Below are 19,030 nucleotides of genomic sequence, written 5' to 3'. Positions count from 1 at the left end.
TTAGATTTTCGTACCTTTGGAAATCCAGCCATGCGCCACCGCACGGCGGTTTTCGAATTCTCCGATCGCGGCCTGCCGCTCAAGCGTCAGCGCGACCTCGTCCAGCCCGTTCAGCAGGCAGTGCTTGCGGAAGGGATCGATCTCGAAGGTGAAACGGTCCTGGAAAGGCGTGGTCACCGTCTGCGTTTCAAGGTCGACGGTGATTTCGTGGCCGTCGCGGGCGACTTCCATCAGACGGTCGACTGCATCTTGCGGCAGGACAACGGGAAGGATGCCGTTCTTGACCGCATTGCCCGAAAATATGTCCGAATAGCTGGGCGCGATAACCGCGCGGATGCCCATGTCGAGCAAGGCCCAAGCGGCGTGTTCGCGGCTCGATCCGCAGCCGAAATTGTCGCCCGCGATAAGGATGGGCGAGCCTCTGAAGGCGAGATCGTCGAAGACATTACCGGCTTGCGCGCGGATGCTCTCGAACGCGCCCTTGCCAAGCCCCTCGCGGGTGATCGTCTTGAGCCATTTCGCAGGAATGATGATGTCGGTGTCGACATTCTTCGCGCCAAAAGGGATGGCGCGCCCGATCACCTGCGACACAGCGTCCATACCTAGAGGCCTCAGTCTGTTTCGGGCGGTTCGCCCGAAGGAACCGTGTTGGTCTTGGCCTTTTCGCCTGACTTCTCTTTCCAGCGCTTGCCGGCATAGAGGAGTGCTGCGGCAATGGCGGCGGAGCCGATGGTCGCGGCAGCGCCGATTGCGGCTTTGGATTTCTTGTCCTTGGTCATGTCATTCCAATGGGCCGCTATAAGCGGCGTTTCAAGTTCGGACTCACGTTTCCTCGCAATCAGGCAATCAACACATCGACGCCGATTGTCCCGCGAGGCCGTTTTTCAGTCGTTTCGGACACTCCGTCCCAACCCACACCATCCATGAACCGTGCCTCTATCCCCTCGGTCTCCGTGGGATCGAATAGGCGCATATTAGCCCCCATGCGATCGATGCCCGAGGTTTCGGTCGCAACCCAATGCGTGGTTGCGCTGCATTCGGCACATGAATGGACTTCAACAATCGGGTTCGGCATGTCTTGGCGCAAGTATCTCTTTGTTGCCCCGGAAACGGTGATCGTACCCCGAGCGAAATAGCTCCAGACCGCCCCCGACTTGCGGCAGAGGTTGCAATCGCAAAATGTGACCGAGGTAGGGCGTGTTGGCAGATTTATGACGACTGCCCCGCATAGACAGCTGCCTTTCACGGCGACAAGTCCCGAACGTCAGTCAACCTACCGGTCACGGCAGCGGCTGCGGCCATTGCGGGTGATACCAGATGGGTGCGCGCGCCCGGTCCCTGCCGACCGACGAAATTACGGTTCGAGGTCGAGGCGCAGCGTTCGCCGGGGGGCACCTTGTCGGGGTTCATGCCGAGGCACGCCGAGCATCCCGGCTCGCGCCATTCGAAGCCCGCATCGAGGAAGATCTTGTCGAGCCCCTCTTCTTCTGCCTGCCGCTTCACAAGACCGGATCCGGGTACGACGATCGCCCAGCGTACATTCTCCGCCTTCTTGCGCCCCTTGAGCACGGCGGCGGCAGAACGGAGGTCCTCGATCCGGCTGTTGGTGCAGCTGCCGATGAAAATATTCTCGACCGGCACCTCGGTCATCTTGGTGCCGGGATTAAGGCCCATGTATTCGAGGCTCTTTTCAGCAGCGGCGCGTTTGCTCTCGTCAGCAAAACTATCGGGCGAGGGGACCGTACCACCGATGGGCACCACGTCTTCAGGACTAGTGCCCCAGGTAACGGTTGGCTGGACATCGCCCGCATCGATCACCACCGACTTGTCGAACTGCGCACCCGGATCGGTCCGGAGCGTGCGCCAATAGGCAACCGCCGCGTCCCAGTCCTCGCCCCTGGGCGCGTAGGGCCGACCCTTGAGGTAATTGAAAACGGTGTCGTCGGGAGCGATCAGGCCGGCGCGCGCGCCTGCCTCGATGCTCATATTGCACACGGTCAGGCGTTGCTCGACGCTCATCTGCTCGAACACGGATCCGCGATATTCGATGACATATCCGGTGCCGCCTGCCGCGCCGATCTCGCCGATGATGTGCAGGATCAGGTCCTTCGCGGTGACGCCGGGGCCAAGATCGCCTTCGACCCGGATTTCCATGGTTTTCGACCGCTTGAGCAGCAGCGTCTGCGTCGCCAGCACATGTTCGACCTCGCTCGTGCCGATGCCGAAGGCGAGCGCGCCAAGGCCGCCGTGGCAGGCGGTGTGGGAATCGCCGCACACGATCGTGGTCCCCGGCAACGAAAAACCCTGTTCGGGGCCGACGACGTGAACTATGCCTTGCTCCGCAGCGGTTGCATCAATGTAACGTATGCCGAACTCGGGCGCATTTTTCTCGAGGGCGGCAAGCTGGGCCGCGCTCTGAGGGTCGGCAATCGGCAGCCGCGTCCCGTCCGCGCCGATACGCGGCGTGGTCGGCAGGTTGTGATCGGGCACGGCGAGCGTCAGTTCGGGGCGACGCACCTTGCGACCGGAAATCCGCAGCGCCTCGAAAGCCTGCGGGCTCGTCACTTCGTGGACGAGATGGCGATCGATATAGACGAGCGACGTCCCGTCGTCGCGGGTTTCGACGACGTGATCGTCCCAGATTTTCTCGTAAAGCGTGCGCGGTCGGCTGGCCATTGGTTCCTGTCTTTCGCCCGCCAGATAGCGACATGTCGGCAACAGTGGCAAGCGCGTATGAAAATTTGCAAGATCGTCATGGAATTGAAAGCAAATTCCGGCTAACTGACACTTATGTCAGCAACGAATCCCTTTGCTTTCCCGATCAAGGTCGTGCCCGAAGACATCGATTTCATGGGGCACGTCAACAATGCGCGCTATCTGAACTGGGTCCAGGATGCGGTTCTGGCGCACTGGAACAAGCTTGCGCCTGCGGAAGAGGTCGCGAGCAAGGCATGGGTCGCGCTCAAGCACGAGATCACCTATCGCAAGCCCGCTTTCCTCGAAGACGACGTGATCGCGAGCACCGTTCTGGAGCACTTCAAGGGCGCGCGCGCATTCTACTCGACCGTGATCAAGCGCCGGGAAGAAGTGCTGGCGGAGGTGAAATCGAGCTGGTGCTGCATCGACGCCGAAACCCTGCGCCCCGCGCGGATCGGCGAACACATGCGCGAATTCTTTTTCCCCGATAGCGATTGATCGCTTCCCTTTATGCGGCGAGGCGAGGGCGCTATACGCACCCGCATGGTCGTCTCGTGCGTATCTTCCTGAAATGAGCCCTGACATTTCCCTCCCGAGCCGCGCGATGCAGGCGAAGGTCGGCCTTACGCTGGCGACACTGATTGCGGGCGGATGGCTGGGCCTTCACACCTATGCGATGTTTGTATTCGAGCTCACTTGGGCGAACCTGCCGCTGGCGATCGCAATGGCGGCGGTCCAGTGCTGGCTTTCGGTCGGGGTGTTCATCGTCTGCCACGATGCGATGCACGGGAGCCTTGTACCCGGCAAGCCGAAGACGAATTCGCGGATCGGGACCGTGTTGCTGTTCCTATATGCGGGTTTCGCGTGGAAGAAGCTGCGCGATGCGCATTTCACCCATCACAAGCTCGCAGGCCGCAAGGGCGATCCTGATTTCGACGAGCAAAACCCGCGCAATTTCGCGCGCTGGTATGCGACATTTTTCAAACGCTATTTCGGGTGGCAATCGCTGCTGTACGTCCACACCGTCGTCGGTATCTACTGGTTGTTAGTCGGCATCCCGATGGCGCAGATAGTCCTGCTCTATGGAGTGCCGGCGCTGCTTTCTTCGCTCCAGCTGTTCTATTTCGGCACCTATCGTCCGCACCGGCACCTCGATGACGGGCACGAGCAGGCATTCATTGATCAGCACAACACTCGGAGCGACGAGTTCGGTACCCTGGCGAGCCTCGCCACCTGCTTTCATTTCGGATATCATCTCGAACACCACCGCCGGCCCGACGTGCCATGGTGGGCTCTACCCGAGGCGCGGCGCGCCGGGGTAGGAGATAGTGCGGGACAGCGTGAGAAGCACGGAAGGATCGCGGTATGAGCTGGCTCGAAGCAAGCGCCATCGTCCTGGCCGCAGTCCTGTTCATGGAATGGTGGGCGTGGTTCGCGCACAAATACATCATGCACGGCTTTGGTTGGGCGTGGCATCGCGATCACCATGAGCCGCATAACAACGCGCTCGAAAAGAATGATCTGTTCGCTGTGGTGTTCGGCACGATCAATGCCGCGACGTATATTTTCGGCTCGCTCTACTGGGAATGGATGTGGTGGGCCGCGGTCGGGATCTCGATCTACGGCGTGATCTACACTCTCATACACGATGGCCTCGTGCATCAACGCTACTTCCGCTGGGTCCCGAAGAAGGGCTACGCCAAGCGGCTGGTGCAGGCGCACAAGCTGCACCATGCGACGATCGGCAAGGAAGGCGGTGTCAGCTTCGGCTTCGTATTCGCGCGCGACCCGCAAAAGCTGAAGGCCGAACTCAAGGCACAGCGCGAGGCGGGTACTGCGGTCGTCCGCGACGCGCAGATTTAGCTACTCGTTCCGCGTTGCGATCCACGTGCCCGCGATCACCAGGATCGCAACGGAAATCCAGGCGTAGGGAAAGCCAAGCGTCAGGTAGGTGAAGCCGACGCCGATCGCCATCGCACCGATCGCTGCGACTTTAGCGGGACGCCTGATCGCGCGGCGTTCCTGCCAGTCGCGCACTTGAGGTCCCCAGTGCGGATGGTCGAGGATGCGCTTTTCCAGTGCCGGATTGCTCCGCGCAAAACAGAAGACCGCGACCAGGAGGAACGGTACCGTAGGCATGATCGGCAGCGCCACGCCGATGCCCGCCAGCGCCAATGCAGCAAAACCCCCGACAAGATAGAGAGGGCGCATACCGTCGCGCCCTTATGCTGCCGCAAGCCGCGCGGCGTGTTCCTTGACCAGCGCAATCATATTGGGAACGCCTTGGGTGCGGTTACTCGACAGCTGGTTCTTGAGATCGAACGGATCGAGCGCAGCGGCGAAATCCATCTCGGCGACTTCCTTTGCCGGCTTGTCCTGCACTGCGGAGATGACGAGCGCGACAATGCCCTTGGTGATCGCGGCGTTGCTGTCGGCGAGGAAGTGGAGCCTGTCACCAGCTTCGGTAGGATAGACCCAGACAGCCGCCGAACATCCGCGCACCAGCGTCGCATCGGTCTTCAAGGCTTCGGGCATCTCCTCGAGTTCACGGCCAAGCTCGATGAGCAGGCGATAGCGTTCATCGCCTTCGAGAAATTCGTATTCTTCAAGAATGTCGGAGAGGGGTCTCATGGCGCGCTATGTAAGGGCAGCGCATGGCATGTCCAGTTACAGTTCCACGCCGCTGGCGATTGCCTCAAGCTTCTTGATGCGCTCCTTGAGGTCGGCCATCTCGATCCGTGCCGCGCCTACGCCGGCACCGCCTTCGATCTCGGGCGCCGAGCCCTGCGAGCCGGGAGTTGAGGGACGATCAAGCTCCTCCCGCTTCAGGTCGAGCCAGCCTTGCCATGCCCGTAACAGGGCAAACGCGACAACGCTGATGCCGACAAGGCAGGTGGCGGCAATAACGAAAAGGGGGTCCATCATTCGCTCACATCCTCCGTCTTTTCCGAGGAGCGCCGCGCGATATCGCCGCGCAGGCTTTCGATTTCACGGGCGATCCGCTGCGCCTTGCGCGCTTCGGAACTGTTTTCATCGGTTGCGATCCGTTCGAGCACCTGCACGCGCTCACGCAGTTCTTTAAGCTCGGCGGAGTCGATCTCGTCCTGTTCGACGGTCGCCGGCGCGGCAACGCTCTCGACCTGTTCGACCCGTTCGATAAGTGCGCGCTTTTCGCGGCGCAGGCGCTGTACGCGTCCGCGCTCGTAAATCCACATGCACACGAAGGCGATCAAGGCGATGCTGACCCAGCTCATTGCGGAGTGGCCTCAAGCTTGCGGTCACGCTCTTCGCGAAGGACCTCGATTTCCTCGGCCAGATCGATCGAGCGGTCGGTCGCGATCCGTTCAAGCACCTGGACTCGCTCTTCGAGGTCCATCGATCTTCGCGGAGCATCGGTCGAAGCGGCATCGGTAGATGTGCGACGACGACGCATCAGCAGGTAAACTCCGGCGCCACCAGCGACCACCGCAACTGCGGCCATCTGCAGGGCGTCAATCACGAGGGGGGTATCGGCACCGAACATCAGGCGCGCTCCTTGGCCTTATCGTTTCCGATCGCGCGATCACGCAGCGCTTCGATCTCGTCCGAAAGGAGCTGCCCGCGGTCGGTCGCGAGGCGTTCGAGCACGCGCAGCCGGTCTTCGATGATCTCGGTGCGTTCTGCCAGATCGCCGACTGGGGCGTTAACGCCATGCTTGTGATGATCCTGCGACTTCTTGTAGTCGAGCACCTTGCTTACGATCCCGTTGATCGCGATGCCCACTATCACCAGCGCGACAGTCACGAATGTGAAGATAAGTTGCAACTCGTCCATCATGCGCTCCCTTCATCGGACCGATGCTCGAGCGAGCGCTCGCGAAGTTTGTCGATCTCGCTGCCGAGGTGGTAGCCGCTGTCGGTCACGATCTTCTCGACGTTCACGAGCCGATCCTTGACTGCCGAAAGCTCAGCGCGAAGTTCGGCATTTTCCTGGGTCAGCAGCGTCACACGTTGCTTCGCTTCGTTATCGGTCTTGGGATAGATCGCCTTGCCCCAGCTGTTTTCCAGCGGATAGCCGTGCTTGATCCGAAGCCGGGTCGTGTGGATCCAGCCCGCGATACCCGCCGCTCCGAGGGCGAGTCCGCCGCCGATTATCCATGGCAAGTGGGGGGCGAGATTGGCTGCTGCGTCGATGCTCATGCCTTTTGCTTTCGGTCGAGATTGAGAGGGATGCCGTTCCCGGCGGTTGGGGTATCACGCAGCGCTTCGATCTCGTCGGCGAGCGAATAGCCGCGATCGGTCACGATCTTTTCGAGCACGATCATGCGGTCCTGCATCGCGTCGAGCTTGTCATGGAGTTCGCGGTTCTCCTGCTTGAGACGCTTGGTCTCCTGGCTGTCGCCGCGCGGAGTCTTGCCGCCCCATTCGTCTTCGAGTTCGTATCCGTGCTTGGCGCGGATCCAGTTGTTAACGACCCAGCCGATAGTGCTGATGGCGATGATTGCCACGATGAAGGACGGTCCACCCCAGTCCATTACGCTTTCTCCTTGTTCTGGATATCGAGCGGAACGCCGCTATCCTTCTGTTCGGTTTCGACGGTGTCGCGCAGCGCCTCGATCTGGGTCGCGACATTGTAGCCGCGATCCGTGACGATGCGTTCGAGCACCTGGACCCGGTCTTCAAGCTTTTGCACCTGGCTCGCATATTGCGCGGCCTTCTCCGCCGTGTGTTCGGCGGTCGTGTCCACCTGCAGCTTCGCTATCTTTTCCCGGTGCTTCGTCCACACGCCCATCATCGCAATGCTGCAACCCATGATGATCGCGATAATCGGAATGAACACTCCAATTGTGCCGGAATCCATAATCTAGTCCCTCCCTTACGTAGTCGGCGATCAGCGCAGGCGCTCGATTTCGGCGGTCAGGCGCGGATTGCTGCTGACGTAGTGGGTCTCGACGGCGGCCAGGCGGCGGTCGATATCGCGGAAGTTGGCGCGGATTTCGCGGGCGGTGCGCTTTGGGCTCTGCCGCACGCGCTGCCAGTACTTCTGCTCGCTTTCGTCGCGATAGAGATGCGGCGGTTTCTTGTTCAGAAGGAAGCCTGCGATGAAGTAGGCCGGGATCGTCCAGCCGCCGGTCATAAAGATCGACAGGAATGCGGCGAAGCGGATCCAGAAGACGTTGACGCCGGTATATTCTGCGACGCCCGAGCATACGCCCATCAGCTTCGCATTGTGCTTGTCACGGTAGAGCGTGGTGCGGGGCGAATTCATTGCTGGGCTCCTTTCTTCTCGGCGAGCAATTGTTCGAGCTCGCGCAGTTGCTGGTTGTCGGTATCCTGGTCGGCCATCAGGCGCTTGACGGGGTTGAACGAGGGATCGTCAGAAGCGACGAGGCGCTCGACCGTGTCCATCCGCTCATCAAGGCGCTTGGCGAGGTTATAGAGCTCTTCGAGCAGCACCTCGTCGTCGCTGGTGATGGTCGCCGCGGTTTTCCACTTGGTCACGTAGTGGAGGATAAGCCACGGCAATCCGATCAGGATCATGGGCACTACGACAAATTCGGGATCCACCTTCTTAACCCTCCTTCTTGGCACTGTCGGGCTTGCCGAGCGCCTTCTTCATCTGTTCAAGTTCGTCATCGATCGCGTCGGCGCCTTCGAGCGCGGCGATCTCGTCGGAAAGCGAAGGCGTGCCGCCTTCCGCTATGGCGAGCGAGTCTGCGCGGCCTTCCGCGTAATCGACGCGGCGTTCGAGCTGGTCGAAGCGCGCGAGCGCCTCGTCGGTGCGTTCAGTGCTCATCAGCGTGCGCAACTTGACGCGGTTCTCCGCGCTTTCGAGACGCGCCGCGATGGCGGTCTGGCGGCTGCGGGCCTCACGCAAGCGATGCTGCAGCTTCTGGATGTCATCTTCGTACGCACGCAGCGCATCGTCGAGCACGGCGATTTCCGCCTTCAACTGGTCGGCCATGTCGCCGGCCTTCTTCTTTTCGACCAGCGCCGCGCGGGCGAGGTCTTCGCGATCTTTCGATAGCGCCAGCTGCGCCTTTTCCGCCCAGTCGGCCTGCAGCTTGTCGAGCTTTACGACGTGGCGATGCATTTCCTTCTGGTCGGCAATCGTGCGCGCCGCGCTCGCCCGGACCTCGACCAGCGTCTCCTCCATCTCGAGGATGATCATGCGGATCATCTTGGATGGATCGTCCGCATTATCGAGCAGGTCGTTGAAGTTCGCGGCGATGATGTCACGGGTGCGGCTGAAAATGCCCATAAAGGCTACTCCATCTAGAAACGGGTTCGTTGCGCTCTTGCCCGACTCGGCGTCGCGCTTGTTACGCTCAGACTGCGTCGGGGTCGGGCTTCTGCGCAAGGCTTCGATTTCGGCGTCGAGGCGCGAGAGCTTTTCCGGGCGCAGCAACGCCCCGGCATTCCTTTGGGCCGAAGCGGAGTGGCTGGCCAGGCGCGCAGGGGAGGCGGCGCCGGACGCAGCCTTCGCGGGGGACTTTGCCCGCTCCGGCCCGAGGGTATCTTTATCGCGCTTGCTCACGAGGATGCTCAAGCGATCTCGACCAGCACGACGCCGTGGGCGCCCGGCTGGGCCATGGTCGCGGCATGCGCCTCGCCAGGGCCGAATTGAGTTGTCACGATCACCATCGCGCTCATGGCGACGATACTCGCGATTGCGGCCTGACCAAGTTTGCTGTTCCAAAAGCTTTTGGCCCAGTAACCTTTGACGATAGACAGGCTTTTTTCCATTGCGTGGGTTCCTCCCGGATTTGGCGTCGTACCGGCCCAGTGCCGAGTTCTTCGCCGTTCTTGCCAACCGATCTGCAACCCTCGTGCCAAATCCTCGAAACACCTGAATTCCGCCGTTTTTTCCTGAAGCGTGGATGAACGTGTTGGTTTCTATTGCCAAGCATTGGGAAATTTCACTATACCTTGGCGTGAAAGGAAGTCGGGTGGAGCGGGAAAATCAGTTTATCGGCCAGTCCGGCGCCTTTCTCGACGCGGTGGAGCGGGCCTCGCGCGCCGCTCCGATGAGCCGCCCGGTGCTCGTCATCGGCGAACGCGGTACCGGCAAGGAACTCATCGCCGAGCGCCTTCACCGCCTTTCCACCCGCTGGGACGAGCCGCTCGTCACCATGAATTGCGCGGCACTCCCGGAAACGCTTATCGAGGCCGAGTTGTTCGGCCACGAGGCTGGCGCGTTTACTGGTGCTACCAAAGCGCGCGCTGGAAGGTTCGAAGAAGCCGACAAAGGCACGCTGTTTCTCGACGAACTGGGCACTTTGTCCATGGGCGCGCAAGAACGGTTGCTAAGGGCAGTCGAATACGGTGAGGTAACGCGCATCGGGTCATCGCGCCCGATCCGCGTCGACGTGCGCATCGTTGCGGCGACCAATGACGACCTGCCGGCACTGGCCAAGTCCGGAGAATTTCGCGCGGACCTGCTGGACCGGCTCAGCTTCGAGGTGATCACGCTCCCTCCTTTGCGCGTGCGCGAAGGCGACGTGACCGTGCTTGCCGAATATTTTGCCCGTCGCATGGCGGCAGAGCTCGACTGGCACAACTGGCCGGGGTTTGCCGAGCATGTGCGCGACGAGCTCGAAAAATACGATTGGCCCGGCAATGTTCGCGAGCTGCGCAACGTGATCGAACGCGCGGTCTATCGTTGGGACGATCCCGACGCACCGGTTTCGTATGTCCAGTTCGACCCATTCGAGAGCCCGTGGAAACCGGCTGCACCGCCCCATCGCGGGCCCGAGCATGCTCCCATTGGTTCGCCAGCAGCACCCGCGCCCCTGCCGGGGGCGGTGCCGCCCGGGGTGGATTTCGACCAGGTTGATGACTTGCGTGCGGCGGTTGACCTTCACGAACGCTCGATCGTCGAGCATGCGCTCGGTAAGCACCGCTGGAACCAGCGTCAGACCGCGAAGGCCCTGGGCCTCAGCTACGATCAGCTGCGTCATTGCATCAAGAAGCACGGATTGATGGAAGAGGCTGCAGAGTAGGTTGTAGGTTATTGCTCCTTTTTCGTTGCAAAGCGTCCGAACCGCGCCTATCTGACCGTCATCCCGACATTGTCGATACAAGTTTGGATGCTGGCGCCGCGAGGGGCCGGCTCGAAGCGGCTTTGTCACAGACATTGATTACAACGGACCCCGATGACCGACATCGCACGTATTGCAGACCTGATCGAACCCGAAGCGAAAGCGCTGGGTTTCGAACTCGTGCGCGTGCAGATGATGCCGTCCGAGGCGGGCGATGGCGGCCAGGCTTTGCAGGTGATGGCCGAGGACCCGGCGACCGGCCAGCTTGTGATCGAGCAATGCGCAGCCCTGTCGCGCCGCATCTCCGACATGATCGATGCACGCGAGGAAGCTGGCGACGTGCTGGTCGAAGGTGCCTATCACCTCGAAGTCTCGTCGCCCGGGATCGACCGTCCACTCACGCGTGAGAAGGATTTTACCGAATGGGCGGGGCATGAGGCACGCATCGTGATGGCCAAGGGCTGGTCTGGCGATCAGAAAGGCCAGCGCGTATTCAAAGGCGAGCTTGCCGGCTTCGAAAATGGCATGGTGAAGCTCGACGACGCCAAGCTCGGCGCGGTTGAACTCCCGCGCGAACAGATACATACGGCAAAGCTGGTCCTGACCGACAAGCTGATTGCCGCCACCAAGCCGCTCGATGCGAGCGGCGCCGATGAACTACTCGAAGACACAGAAGAAAAGGCAGACGACTGATGGCCAGTGCCATTTCCGCCAACAAGGCTGAATTGCTTGCAATCGCGAACGCGGTCGCTTCGGAAAAGATGATCGACAAGGCGATCGTTATCGAAGCGATGGAAGAAGCGATCCAGAAAAGCGCGCGCAACCGCTATGGTGCAGAGAACGACATCCGCGCAAAGCTCGATCCGCAGACCGGCGATCTCACGCTGTGGCGCGTGGTCGAGGTCGTCGAGGAGGTCGATGACTATTTCAAGCAGGTCGATCTCAAGCAGGCGCAAAAGCTCCAGCCGGGAGCAAAGGTCGGTGATTTCATCGTCGATCCGCTGCCCCCGGTCGATCTCGGTCGCATTGACGCTCAGTCGGCCAAGCAGGTGATCTTTCAGAAAGTTCGTGATGCCGAGCGTGAGCGCCAGTACGAGGAATTCAAGGACCGCGCTGGCGAAGTCATTACCGGCGTGATCAAATCGGTCGAGTTCGGCCATGTGATCGTCAACCTTGGCCGTGCAGAAGGTGTGATCCGCCGCGACCAGCAGATCCCGCGCGAAGCCGCGCGTGTCGGCGAACGTGTACGCGCGCTCATCACCAAGGTTGAGCGCAACAATCGCGGCCCCCAGATCTTCCTCAGCCGTGCGCATCCCGATTTCATGAAAAAGCTGTTCGCGCAGGAAGTGCCTGAAATCTACGACGGCATCATCGAGATCAAGGCCGCAGCACGCGATCCGGGAAGCCGTGCCAAGATCGGCGTCATCAGCCACGACTCGAGCATCGATCCTGTCGGCGCCTGCGTCGGCATGAAGGGTAGCCGCGTGCAGGCCGTGGTGCAGGAATTGCAGGGCGAAAAGATCGACATCATCCCGTGGTCCGAAGACACCGCGACCTTTGTTGTGAACGCGCTCCAGCCGGCAACTGTGGCTCGCGTGGTTCTCGACGAGGAAGATGGTCGCATCGAGGTCGTCGTTCCCGACGACCAGCTTTCGCTTGCGATCGGTCGTCGTGGCCAGAACGTGCGTCTCGCCAGCCAGCTCACCGGCCACCAGATCGACATCATGACCGAGGAAGAAGCTTCCGAAAAGCGCTCCAAGGAATTCGCCGAACGCTCCAAGATGTTCGAGGAAGAGCTCGACGTCGACGAAACCCTCTCTCAGCTGCTTGTGGCCGAAGGCTTCGCGATGCTCGAGGAAGTGGCGTATGTTGAGCAGGCCGAACTCGCCAGCATCGAAGGTTTCGACGAGGAGCTTGCCGAGGAACTCCAGAGCCGCGCTATCGAAGCGCTTGAGCGCCAGGAAGCCGCCTATCGTGAGGAGCGCCGCGCGCTGGGCGTCGAAGATGCGCTTGCCGACATCCCGCACCTTACCGAAGCCATGCTGGTTACGCTTGGCAAGGCCGGTATCAAGACACTCGACGACCTGGCCGATCTCGCCACCGACGAATTGATCGCGAAAAAGCGCGAAGCGCCGCGTCGCCGCAACAATGCCGACGGCCCGCCCATGCGACGTCCGCAACGCGAGCAGGACAAGGGCGGAGTGCTCGGCGAATACGGCCTGACCGAAGAGCAGGGCAACGAGATCATCATGGCGGCCCGCGCTCACTGGTTCGAAGACGAGGAGCCGACTGCCGCTCCCGCTGAGGAGGCCGCCGATGCGGACTCCACCCAATGAGCGCGTAAACCCCGACATCGCTGACAAGGGCTCCTCCCCGAAGACCGATCAGGCTTCCGGGAGCGAGCGGCGCTGCATCCTTTCCGGGGAGAGCCATCCGCGCGAAAGCCTCGTGCGGCTGGCGATCTCTCCTGCCGGAGAAGTGCTTCCTGATCCGGGCGCTAGGGCACCCGGGCGCGGGGCCTGGATCGCGCCCGATCGCGCGGCGCTTGAAAGCGCCATCGCCGAGGGCCATCTCAAACGGGCGCTAATGCGTGCGTTCAAAGGTGGGCCGGAAGGCACGACGCTTTCCTACTCGGATGATTTGCCGCAGCAGGTCGAGATGGCACTGACGCGTCACCTCACCGACAGGCTCGGCCTGGAACTGCGCGCAGGCAATATCGTGCTCGGCTCCAGCCGGATCGAGGAACAGGCGAGGGCAGGGCGGATCGCACTGCTTTTGCATGCAAGCGACAGCAGCGAAGGTTCGCGAAAACGGCTCGACCAGGCATGGCGGGTCGGTTCCGATCTCGAAGGGTCGGGGAGACGCGGATTGGTCTTGCCACTGGACCGCGACACGCTTTCCGTGGCATTGGGCCGCGAAAATGTCGTCCATCTGGGCGTTTCAGGGCAGCCGACCGATCTGCAGGGGTCAAATCCGGCACGCGCGGCGACCCGCGTGGCGCAGGCAGCAAACCGCCTTTCGCGATTTGTGAGTGGCAATTCAGCCGCTTGCGAGGATGCAATGCCCGCCGAAACGTGCGACGACCGATAGAATACTTACGAAGGACTAACGAGCTAGAATGAGCGACGAAGATAAAAAACCTGCACGTAAACCGCTGGGCCTGAAGAGGGCGGTCGATGCTGGCGAGGTCAAGCAGACCTTCAGCCACGGCCGCACCAACAAGGTCGCGGTCGAAGTGAAGCGCCGCCGCAAGCTCGTGAAGCCTGGCGAGGCTCCCGCGCCCGAACCGGCGCCTGCACCCGAGCCGGCACCAGCTCCCGAGCCAGCGGCCAAAAAGCCTGCAGCGAAGAAGCCTGCCGCCAAGGCTGCGGACACCGAGACCCCGCAGGAACGCGTCGCGCGCCTCCAGCGCGAAGCTGAGGAAGAGCGCCTGAGGCTCGCAGAGGAAGCGCGCAAGCGTGACGAGCAGCGAGCCAAGAAGGAAGCCGCCGAAGAGAAAAAGCGCGCCGAAGAAAACAAGAAGGCCGAGGCAGAAGCGAAAAAGCTTGCTGCTGAAGAGAAGAAGGCGGAAGCTGAAGCGCAGGATGCTGGTGCTGATGCTGACGCTGACGCGGATTCTGGCGCTGCAACGAAAAGCACGCCCACACCTTCGCCGCGCAAGTTTACACCCGTCGCTCGGCCCGAACCCAAGCGCCCCGAAAAGAAGAAGAAGGAAGACAAGCGCGCGGTCAAGGATACCGGCGGGGGCAAGGACAAGCGCCGTTCCGGGAAGCTTACAGTCTCCAAGGCTCTCAACGAGGACGAGGGGCGCCGCGCGCGTTCGCTCGCCGCGCTCAAGCGTGCCCGCGAAAAGGAACGCCGCGCACAGGGCGGCCCTGCCAAGCCGCGTGAAAAGCAGGTCCGCGACGTGGTCGTTCCCGAAGCGATCACCGTGGGCGAGCTCGCCAAGCGCATGGGCGAGAAAGGCGCCGATCTCGTGAAGGAGCTTTTCAACCTCGATATGATGGTCACCGTCAACCAGACGATCGACCAAGACACTGCGGAACTGCTGGTCGAACAGTTCGGCCACAATATTCAGAAAGTGTCCGAGGCCGATGTCGATATCCAGGCCGAAGAGGATGTCGATCCGGAAGAGACGCTGAAGCCGCGCCCGCCGGTCGTCACAATCATGGGTCATGTCGATCACGGCAAGACTTCGCTGCTCGATGCGCTGCGCGGGACCGATGTGACCAAGGGCGAGGCCGGTGGCATTACCCAGCATATCGGCAGCTACCAGATCACCACCAAGGACAAGCAGAAGATCACTTTCCTCGACACGCCGGGCCACGCCGCGTTCAGCGAAATGCGCGCGCGCGGTGCGAACGTGACCGATATTGTGGTGCTGGTTGTTGCGGCGGATGACGGCATCATGCCGCAGACGATCGAGGCCATCAATCATACCAAGGCAGCCGGTGTGCCGATGATCGTCGCGATCAACAAGATGGACAAGCCCGAAGCGAATGCGGACAATATCCGCAACCGCCTGCTCGAACACGAAGTGATCGTCGAGAAGCTTTCCGGCGATGTCCAGGACGTCGAGATCTCGGCCAAGGAGAAGACTGGGCTCGACGAGCTGATCGAGAAAATCCAGCTCCAGGCCGAACTGCTCGAGCTCAAGGCGAATCCGGATCGTCCGGCCGATGCCATTGTGATCGAAGCCAAGCTCGACAAGGGGCGCGGCCCGGTAGCAACCGTTCTCGTAACGCGCGGTACATTGAAGCGCGGCGACACCTTCGTTGTCGGCACCGAGAGCGGCCGAGTGCGCGCGCTCATCAACGATGAGGGCAAGCAGATCAAGGAAGCCGGTCCGTCAATGCCGGTGGAGGTGCTAGGCCTGTCCGGCGTGCCCTCGGCCGGCGATCAGCTCACCGTCGTGGAGAACGAGCAGCGCGCCCGCGAAGTCGCCCAGTACCGTCAGGAAAAAGCGACCGAAAAGCGCACGGCACTGGCTCCGACGAACTTCGACACGATGTTCAACAACCTCGCATCGAATGTCATCGAATGGCCGGTCCTTGTAAAAGCGGACGTGCAGGGTTCGGTCGAAGCAATCGTCAATGCGCTCCACAATATCTCGAACGACGAGATCAAGGTGCGCGTGCTCCACGCGGGCGTTGGTGCGATCACAGAAAGCGATGTAACGCTCGCAGCGGCCTCCAACGCGCCGATCATCGGCTTCAACGTGCGGCCCAACGCCAAGGCGCGCGAACTCGTGAAGCGCGATAACGTGCGGATGATGTATTACGATGTCATCTACCACCTTACCGAAGAAGTCGCGAAAGAGATGGCGGGCGAGCTCGGCCCAGAGCGCATCGAAACCGTCGTCGGTCGTGCAGAAGTCAAGCAGGTCTTCCCTGCGGGCAAGAAGGACAAGGCAGCCGGTCTGCTGGTTGTCGATGGCGTCATCCGCAAAGGCCTCCACGCGCGTCTTACCCGCGAGGACGTCATCGTTTCGGCGACCACCATCGCTTCGCTGCGACGCTTCAAGGACGATGTGGACGAAGTCCGTGCGGGCCTAGAATGCGGGGTGGTTCTCGAGGACACCAACGACATCAAGGCGGGCGACAACCTCGAGGTCTTTGAAGTCGAGGAGCGCGAACGGACGCTTGAGGTTGGTTGATGGAAGATATTGCGGGTATTCTTTTCATCGGCTTCGTGGCCTTGAGCGTAATCCTGTTTCGTAGTTCCAAATTCCACAGGAGGCAGGCTGAAGCGTTGGAGCGGATTGCTGAACACGTTGAGCGTCCGGATCGGTCCGGTTGAGCCCACTCTATGGACTGGCGTGACCAAATTCAGGAAGGCGCGGCGGGCTCCCCCCACTCCAACCTGCTCGGATCGCGGTTTGTGGCCTTTGATGAAGCCCCGCAGACCGCGACCATGCGCTTCACCGTAAAGCGCGAGATGTGCACCTGGCGCGGCGGCGTGCAGGGCGGGCTGGTCGCGGGCTATCTCGACGACGTGATGGGCTATGCCTATGTTGCCTCAAGTGGCGGCGAACTCGCCCCGCTCAATCTCGAACTGTCGATGAGCCTCATCCGGCTCATTCCGGAAGGCGCGACGATCATCGGAAAGGGCCGCGTGGTCAAAGCCGGACGGCGCGTTGTATTCCTCGAAGGCGAACTTCTCGGCGAAGACGGCACGATCTATGCCCGTGCGACCTCGACAGCGATCCCGACGCCGCGACCATCACCCACAGAGACCGGGATGGGGCGCTAGTGGCGCGCTACCTGGCCTTGCTCGGCAGCATCAATGTCGGCGGCAACCGGATCAAGATGGCGGACCTCAAGACGACGTTGGAAGGTGCCGGCTTCAGGGATGTCGTTACAGTCGCCGCCAGCGGCAACGTTATATTCACGGATGACCGCGATCCGGCGATGCTCGAAATCCGGCTGGAAAGCCTCGTCGAACAGAAGTTCGGCTTCAAGTCGTGCGCCATGGTGCGCAGCGCGGACGAAGTGAAAGCCGCTATCGATGAAAACCCGTTCCACGGCATGGGACCGCAGCACGGTTCTGACAAGATGGTCCATTCGATCTTCCTGAGCCAGCAACCGGACAAGGCATCCGTCGATGCGCTTATTGCTGAGCATGCGAGCAAAGGCAGCGAGCGGCTGGCGCTGGGTGACCGCGTGCTGTTTCTCGACTATGTTCACGGTGTCGGCTTGTCCGACCTGTCGAACAAGGTTCTGGAGCGCAGGTTGAAGGTCAAGGGCACCGCCCGTAACATGAACTCGCTCAAGAACATCCTCTCGAAGATGAGGTGACCCGATGGCCAAGCGCGATCCATATACCGCAGAACAACAATCGGTCCGCGTCCTCAAGGTGGGCGAGCGGGTGCGCCATATCCTGTCCGAACTTCTCGCACGCCAGGAAGTTCACGATGATATCGTGAGCGCTGCGAACATCGCGGTGACCGAAGTGCGCATGACGCCCGATCTGCGCAATGCGACGGCCTACGTTAAGCCATTGCTCGGTGCGGGGGAGGACGATGTCGTGCATGCGTTGCGGCAAAACACCGCTTTTCTCCAACGCGAAGTCGCCAAGCGGCTGAGCCTGAAATTCGCGCCGAAGCTGAAGTTCCGCAAAGACGAGAGCTTCGCCGAGGCCGACCGGATCGAGAAATTGCTGCGCGATCCCAAGGTCGCTCGCGATCTCGACAGTGATGGCGACGATGGCTGATGCGGCCGACTGGGCGCTGAGAACATTCAGATCGGGCGATCTCGGGCATATCGCCGCACGTCAGGCGGCGCTCTACGACGAACAATGGGGCTGGGGCAGGCCGATGGAGGCGATGATCTACGACATCGCCGGTCGTTTTCTGCGTGAATTCAAATCGGGGCGTGAGCAATGCTGGGTCGCCGAGCACAACGGGAAAATTCTAGGCGGAGTTTTCATATGCGATGAGGGCGGCGGCACAGCGCGCCTCAGGCTCCTTTATGTCGAACCCGAAGCACGCGGCCTCGGCATCGGCATGGCTCTCGTTAGGCAATGCACGCAGTTCGCGCGTGAGGTCGGTTATGATCGGATCGTTCTGATGACCCACGCTGTGCTGGACAGCGCGCGCAAACTCTACGTTGCGGAAGGCTACACTCTGGCTGCTAGCGAGGAACAGGACGACTTTGGCAGACCGGAGACCACGGAGCATTGGGTGCTCGAATTGTAGACGCTCAGTTCGGCACCATCCGTGCTTTCATCGTGATATTGACCTTGTTGCCGACGATCAGTTGGTAGCTGCGCATTCCGTATTGCCGCCGATCGATCGTCGTGGTGGCGGTGAAACCTATGGCCTCGCCTGGATCGGCCTTCACAGGATCCGTGTCGAACGTCACGTCGAGCACTTGGGGCTTGGTCACACCGCGTGCAGTAAGGTCTCCCGAAACTGTTCCGCGGGTCGCCGTCTTCAGCTTCAATTCCTTGCCGACGAAACGGACGGTAGGATACTTCTCGACCCAGAAGAACTTCTCGCTCTTCAGCCGCTTGAGTGTCGTTTCGTCGGGTGCTTCCAAGGCGGTCGCATCGAAAGTTACGTCGATGGTCGCCCGTTCGAGCGCGTCTGGCACGATCCGCACCTTCCCGCTCATCTTGGGAAACTTCATCGACTTGCTGGAAAGGCCAAAAAAGGCGACCTTCGCTTGCACCTCGCTCGCGCCGGAATCGAGCCGGTAGTCGCGCGGGGTCGAGCTTGTCGTTGCCAGTGCGCCGGTTGCGGCGATCGCCAGCATGGCGGGCAAGGCGTATCGGAAGTTTGGCATCAAACCCTCTCCTTTCCTTGCCCCCATA

At 61.2% G+C, this 19,030-nt stretch carries 30 protein-coding genes; 12 read left to right on the top strand and 18 right to left on the bottom strand.

Annotation, left to right across the window (positions count from 1 at the left end):
• From leuD to leuC, 4 genes are all read right to left on the bottom strand, one after another.
• Positions 1 to 600, bottom strand: a complete 600-nt coding sequence (gene leuD, locus FIU90_RS13520; protein ID WP_152435253.1) for a 3-isopropylmalate dehydratase small subunit — start codon at positions 598 to 600, stop codon at positions 1 to 3.
• Positions 601 to 611: 11 nt separating this feature from the next.
• Positions 612 to 779: an isopropylmalate isomerase gene (locus tag FIU90_RS13515; protein ID WP_152435252.1), complete on the bottom strand. Its 168-nt coding sequence runs from the start codon at positions 777 to 779 to the stop codon at positions 612 to 614.
• Positions 780 to 838: 59 nt separating this feature from the next.
• Positions 839 to 973: a hypothetical protein gene (locus FIU90_RS15795; protein WP_255478515.1), complete on the bottom strand. Its 135-nt coding sequence runs from the start codon at positions 971 to 973 to the stop codon at positions 839 to 841.
• A gap of 269 nt (positions 974 to 1,242) precedes the next feature.
• Positions 1,243 to 2,676 carry a 3-isopropylmalate dehydratase large subunit gene (leuC, locus tag FIU90_RS13510; protein ID WP_152435251.1) on the bottom strand — a complete coding sequence of 478 codons (1,434 nt, stop codon included), beginning with the start codon at positions 2,674 to 2,676 and terminating at the stop codon, positions 1,243 to 1,245.
• Positions 2,677 to 2,790: 114 nt separating this feature from the next.
• Between leuC and FIU90_RS13505 the strand changes: the two genes are divergently transcribed.
• The 3 genes from FIU90_RS13505 to FIU90_RS13495 all read left to right on the top strand — a co-directional run bounded on the left by FIU90_RS13505 (position 2,791) and on the right by FIU90_RS13495 (position 4,560).
• Positions 2,791 to 3,195 carry a thioesterase family protein gene (locus FIU90_RS13505; RefSeq protein ID WP_152435250.1) on the top strand — a complete coding sequence of 135 codons (405 nt, stop codon included), beginning with the start codon at positions 2,791 to 2,793 and terminating at the stop codon, positions 3,193 to 3,195.
• Positions 3,196 to 3,268: 73 nt separating this feature from the next.
• The gene (locus FIU90_RS13500; protein WP_152435249.1) at positions 3,269 to 4,066 is read left to right on the top strand and encodes a fatty acid desaturase; all 798 of its coding nucleotides are present in this window, start codon (positions 3,269 to 3,271) and stop codon (positions 4,064 to 4,066) included.
• Positions 4,063 to 4,560 carry a sterol desaturase family protein gene (locus FIU90_RS13495; RefSeq protein ID WP_152435248.1) on the top strand — a complete coding sequence of 166 codons (498 nt, stop codon included), beginning with the start codon at positions 4,063 to 4,065 and terminating at the stop codon, positions 4,558 to 4,560. Before FIU90_RS13500 ends, FIU90_RS13495 begins: the two co-directional genes overlap by 4 nt.
• Here the strand turns inward: FIU90_RS13495 and FIU90_RS13490 are convergent, their stop codons facing one another.
• The 13 genes from FIU90_RS13490 to FIU90_RS13430 form a co-directional block, all read right to left on the bottom strand.
• A complete protein-coding gene (locus tag FIU90_RS13490; RefSeq protein ID WP_152435247.1) occupies positions 4,561 to 4,908 on the bottom strand; it encodes a YbaN family protein in 348 nt (115 codons plus the stop codon).
• A 12-nt stretch (positions 4,909 to 4,920) separates the two neighbouring features.
• Entirely contained in the window at positions 4,921 to 5,328 is a 408-nt protein-coding gene (locus FIU90_RS13485; RefSeq protein WP_152435246.1) for a SufE family protein, read from the bottom strand.
• Between the two features lie 36 nt (positions 5,329 to 5,364).
• On the bottom strand, positions 5,365 to 5,622 hold the full coding sequence (locus FIU90_RS13480) for a hypothetical protein (protein WP_152435245.1): 258 nt from the start codon (positions 5,620 to 5,622) through the stop codon (positions 5,365 to 5,367).
• Positions 5,619 to 5,951 carry a hypothetical protein gene (locus tag FIU90_RS13475; protein ID WP_152435244.1) on the bottom strand — a complete coding sequence of 111 codons (333 nt, stop codon included), beginning with the start codon at positions 5,949 to 5,951 and terminating at the stop codon, positions 5,619 to 5,621. Before FIU90_RS13475 ends, FIU90_RS13480 begins: the two co-directional genes overlap by 4 nt.
• Positions 5,948 to 6,220 (bottom strand): hypothetical protein, encoded by a 273-nt coding sequence (locus FIU90_RS13470; RefSeq protein WP_152435243.1) that lies wholly within the window; start codon positions 6,218 to 6,220, stop codon positions 5,948 to 5,950. The genes FIU90_RS13475 and FIU90_RS13470 overlap by 4 nt, the downstream gene beginning before the upstream one ends.
• On the bottom strand, positions 6,220 to 6,510 hold the full coding sequence (locus FIU90_RS13465) for a hypothetical protein (RefSeq protein ID WP_152435856.1): 291 nt from the start codon (positions 6,508 to 6,510) through the stop codon (positions 6,220 to 6,222). Before FIU90_RS13465 ends, FIU90_RS13470 begins: the two co-directional genes overlap by 1 nt.
• The gene (locus FIU90_RS13460; protein WP_152435242.1) at positions 6,510 to 6,875 is read right to left on the bottom strand and encodes a hypothetical protein; all 366 of its coding nucleotides are present in this window, start codon (positions 6,873 to 6,875) and stop codon (positions 6,510 to 6,512) included. The genes FIU90_RS13465 and FIU90_RS13460 overlap by 1 nt, the downstream gene beginning before the upstream one ends.
• A complete protein-coding gene (locus FIU90_RS13455; protein ID WP_152435241.1) occupies positions 6,872 to 7,210 on the bottom strand; it encodes a hypothetical protein in 339 nt (112 codons plus the stop codon). Before FIU90_RS13455 ends, FIU90_RS13460 begins: the two co-directional genes overlap by 4 nt.
• A complete protein-coding gene (locus FIU90_RS13450; RefSeq protein WP_152435240.1) occupies positions 7,210 to 7,536 on the bottom strand; it encodes a hypothetical protein in 327 nt (108 codons plus the stop codon). The genes FIU90_RS13455 and FIU90_RS13450 overlap by 1 nt, the downstream gene beginning before the upstream one ends.
• Before the next feature lie 30 nt (positions 7,537 to 7,566).
• Positions 7,567 to 7,944, bottom strand: coding sequence for an envelope stress response membrane protein PspC (gene pspC / locus FIU90_RS13445; protein WP_152435239.1), 378 nt, complete (start codon positions 7,942 to 7,944; stop codon positions 7,567 to 7,569).
• On the bottom strand, positions 7,941 to 8,243 hold the full coding sequence (pspB, locus tag FIU90_RS13440; protein ID WP_255478514.1) for an envelope stress response membrane protein PspB: 303 nt from the start codon (positions 8,241 to 8,243) through the stop codon (positions 7,941 to 7,943). The genes pspC and pspB overlap by 4 nt, the downstream gene beginning before the upstream one ends.
• Before the next feature lie 4 nt (positions 8,244 to 8,247).
• Entirely contained in the window at positions 8,248 to 9,084 is an 837-nt protein-coding gene (gene pspA / locus FIU90_RS13435; protein WP_234029529.1) for a phage shock protein PspA, read from the bottom strand.
• A 137-nt stretch (positions 9,085 to 9,221) separates the two neighbouring features.
• Complete coding sequence (locus FIU90_RS13430) at positions 9,222 to 9,422, bottom strand: hypothetical protein (protein WP_152435238.1); 201 nt, start codon at positions 9,420 to 9,422, stop codon at positions 9,222 to 9,224.
• Between the two features lie 203 nt (positions 9,423 to 9,625).
• Between FIU90_RS13430 and pspF the strand changes: the two genes are divergently transcribed.
• The 9 genes from pspF (at position 9,626) to FIU90_RS13385 (ending at position 18,413) form a co-directional block, all read left to right on the top strand.
• Positions 9,626 to 10,678, top strand: coding sequence for a phage shock protein operon transcriptional activator (gene pspF, locus FIU90_RS13425; RefSeq protein WP_152435237.1), 1,053 nt, complete (start codon positions 9,626 to 9,628; stop codon positions 10,676 to 10,678).
• 153 nt (positions 10,679 to 10,831) lie between these two features.
• On the top strand, positions 10,832 to 11,410 hold the full coding sequence (gene rimP / locus FIU90_RS13420) for a ribosome maturation protein RimP (RefSeq protein WP_152435236.1): 579 nt from the start codon (positions 10,832 to 10,834) through the stop codon (positions 11,408 to 11,410).
• Positions 11,410 to 13,053 carry a transcription termination factor NusA gene (nusA, locus tag FIU90_RS13415; RefSeq protein ID WP_152435235.1) on the top strand — a complete coding sequence of 548 codons (1,644 nt, stop codon included), beginning with the start codon at positions 11,410 to 11,412 and terminating at the stop codon, positions 13,051 to 13,053. The genes rimP and nusA overlap by 1 nt, the downstream gene beginning before the upstream one ends.
• The gene (locus tag FIU90_RS13410) at positions 13,034 to 13,807 is read left to right on the top strand and encodes a DUF448 domain-containing protein (protein ID WP_152435234.1); all 774 of its coding nucleotides are present in this window, start codon (positions 13,034 to 13,036) and stop codon (positions 13,805 to 13,807) included. Before nusA ends, FIU90_RS13410 begins: the two co-directional genes overlap by 20 nt.
• Positions 13,808 to 13,835: 28 nt before the next feature.
• On the top strand, positions 13,836 to 16,373 hold the full coding sequence (gene infB / locus FIU90_RS13405; RefSeq protein WP_152435233.1) for a translation initiation factor IF-2: 2,538 nt from the start codon (positions 13,836 to 13,838) through the stop codon (positions 16,371 to 16,373).
• Between the two features lie 152 nt (positions 16,374 to 16,525).
• Positions 16,526 to 16,969: a PaaI family thioesterase gene (locus tag FIU90_RS13400; RefSeq protein WP_152435232.1), complete on the top strand. Its 444-nt coding sequence runs from the start codon at positions 16,526 to 16,528 to the stop codon at positions 16,967 to 16,969.
• Positions 16,969 to 17,514, top strand: a complete 546-nt coding sequence (locus FIU90_RS13395; RefSeq protein ID WP_152435231.1) for a DUF1697 domain-containing protein — start codon at positions 16,969 to 16,971, stop codon at positions 17,512 to 17,514. Before FIU90_RS13400 ends, FIU90_RS13395 begins: the two co-directional genes overlap by 1 nt.
• A gap of 4 nt (positions 17,515 to 17,518) precedes the next feature.
• Positions 17,519 to 17,929: a 30S ribosome-binding factor RbfA gene (rbfA, locus tag FIU90_RS13390; protein ID WP_152435230.1), complete on the top strand. Its 411-nt coding sequence runs from the start codon at positions 17,519 to 17,521 to the stop codon at positions 17,927 to 17,929.
• On the top strand, positions 17,922 to 18,413 hold the full coding sequence (locus FIU90_RS13385; RefSeq protein ID WP_172970269.1) for a GNAT family N-acetyltransferase: 492 nt from the start codon (positions 17,922 to 17,924) through the stop codon (positions 18,411 to 18,413). The genes rbfA and FIU90_RS13385 overlap by 8 nt, the downstream gene beginning before the upstream one ends.
• 4 nt (positions 18,414 to 18,417) lie before the next feature.
• Here the strand turns inward: FIU90_RS13385 and FIU90_RS13380 are convergent, their stop codons facing one another.
• Entirely contained in the window at positions 18,418 to 19,002 is a 585-nt protein-coding gene (locus FIU90_RS13380; protein WP_152435228.1) for a YceI family protein, read from the bottom strand.
• Positions 19,003 to 19,030: the final 28 nt, after the last annotated feature.

Source organism: Erythrobacter sp. THAF29 (assembly GCF_009363635.1).
Lineage (GTDB): Bacteria > Pseudomonadota > Alphaproteobacteria > Sphingomonadales > Sphingomonadaceae > Erythrobacter.
The sequence above is the reverse complement of the archived record's forward strand: the minus strand, read 5'-3'. Positions and strand labels throughout refer to the sequence as shown.

Excerpts from the sequence above, each read along its gene's own strand:
- nusA (WP_152435235.1), top strand. The coding sequence starts at position 11,410 with ATGGCCAGTGCCATTTCCGCCAACAAGGCTGAATTGCTTGCAATCGCG.
- FIU90_RS13490 (WP_152435247.1), bottom strand. The coding sequence starts at position 4,908 with ATGCGCCCTCTCTATCTTGTCGGGGGTTTTGCTGCATTGGCGCTGGCG.
- FIU90_RS13385 (WP_172970269.1), top strand. The coding sequence starts at position 17,922 with ATGGCTGATGCGGCCGACTGGGCGCTGAGAACATTCAGATCGGGCGAT.
- FIU90_RS13410 (WP_152435234.1), top strand. The coding sequence starts at position 13,034 with ATGCGGACTCCACCCAATGAGCGCGTAAACCCCGACATCGCTGACAAG.
- FIU90_RS13470 (WP_152435243.1), bottom strand. The coding sequence starts at position 6,220 with ATGTTCGGTGCCGATACCCCCCTCGTGATTGACGCCCTGCAGATGGCC.
- FIU90_RS13455 (WP_152435241.1), bottom strand. The coding sequence starts at position 7,210 with ATGGACTGGGGTGGACCGTCCTTCATCGTGGCAATCATCGCCATCAGC.
- pspC (WP_152435239.1), bottom strand. The coding sequence starts at position 7,944 with ATGAATTCGCCCCGCACCACGCTCTACCGTGACAAGCACAATGCGAAG.
- FIU90_RS13380 (WP_152435228.1), bottom strand. The coding sequence starts at position 19,002 with ATGCCAAACTTCCGATACGCCTTGCCCGCCATGCTGGCGATCGCCGCA.
- FIU90_RS15795 (WP_255478515.1), bottom strand. The coding sequence starts at position 973 with ATGCGCCTATTCGATCCCACGGAGACCGAGGGGATAGAGGCACGGTTC.
- FIU90_RS13400 (WP_152435232.1), top strand. The coding sequence starts at position 16,526 with ATGGACTGGCGTGACCAAATTCAGGAAGGCGCGGCGGGCTCCCCCCAC.
- FIU90_RS13495 (WP_152435248.1), top strand. The coding sequence starts at position 4,063 with ATGAGCTGGCTCGAAGCAAGCGCCATCGTCCTGGCCGCAGTCCTGTTC.
- FIU90_RS13515 (WP_152435252.1), bottom strand. The coding sequence starts at position 779 with ATGACCAAGGACAAGAAATCCAAAGCCGCAATCGGCGCTGCCGCGACC.
- FIU90_RS13450 (WP_152435240.1), bottom strand. The coding sequence starts at position 7,536 with ATGGATTCCGGCACAATTGGAGTGTTCATTCCGATTATCGCGATCATC.
- FIU90_RS13485 (WP_152435246.1), bottom strand. The coding sequence starts at position 5,328 with ATGAGACCCCTCTCCGACATTCTTGAAGAATACGAATTTCTCGAAGGC.
- infB (WP_152435233.1), top strand. The coding sequence starts at position 13,836 with ATGAGCGACGAAGATAAAAAACCTGCACGTAAACCGCTGGGCCTGAAG.
- rimP (WP_152435236.1), top strand. The coding sequence starts at position 10,832 with ATGACCGACATCGCACGTATTGCAGACCTGATCGAACCCGAAGCGAAA.
- FIU90_RS13465 (WP_152435856.1), bottom strand. The coding sequence starts at position 6,510 with ATGGACGAGTTGCAACTTATCTTCACATTCGTGACTGTCGCGCTGGTG.
- FIU90_RS13480 (WP_152435245.1), bottom strand. The coding sequence starts at position 5,622 with ATGATGGACCCCCTTTTCGTTATTGCCGCCACCTGCCTTGTCGGCATC.
- FIU90_RS13430 (WP_152435238.1), bottom strand. The coding sequence starts at position 9,422 with ATGGAAAAAAGCCTGTCTATCGTCAAAGGTTACTGGGCCAAAAGCTTT.
- FIU90_RS13505 (WP_152435250.1), top strand. The coding sequence starts at position 2,791 with ATGTCAGCAACGAATCCCTTTGCTTTCCCGATCAAGGTCGTGCCCGAA.
- rbfA (WP_152435230.1), top strand. The coding sequence starts at position 17,519 with ATGGCCAAGCGCGATCCATATACCGCAGAACAACAATCGGTCCGCGTC.
- leuD (WP_152435253.1), bottom strand. The coding sequence starts at position 600 with ATGGACGCTGTGTCGCAGGTGATCGGGCGCGCCATCCCTTTTGGCGCG.
- FIU90_RS13460 (WP_152435242.1), bottom strand. The coding sequence starts at position 6,875 with ATGAGCATCGACGCAGCAGCCAATCTCGCCCCCCACTTGCCATGGATA.
- FIU90_RS13475 (WP_152435244.1), bottom strand. The coding sequence starts at position 5,951 with ATGAGCTGGGTCAGCATCGCCTTGATCGCCTTCGTGTGCATGTGGATT.
- leuC (WP_152435251.1), bottom strand. The coding sequence starts at position 2,676 with ATGGCCAGCCGACCGCGCACGCTTTACGAGAAAATCTGGGACGATCAC.
- FIU90_RS13500 (WP_152435249.1), top strand. The coding sequence starts at position 3,269 with ATGAGCCCTGACATTTCCCTCCCGAGCCGCGCGATGCAGGCGAAGGTC.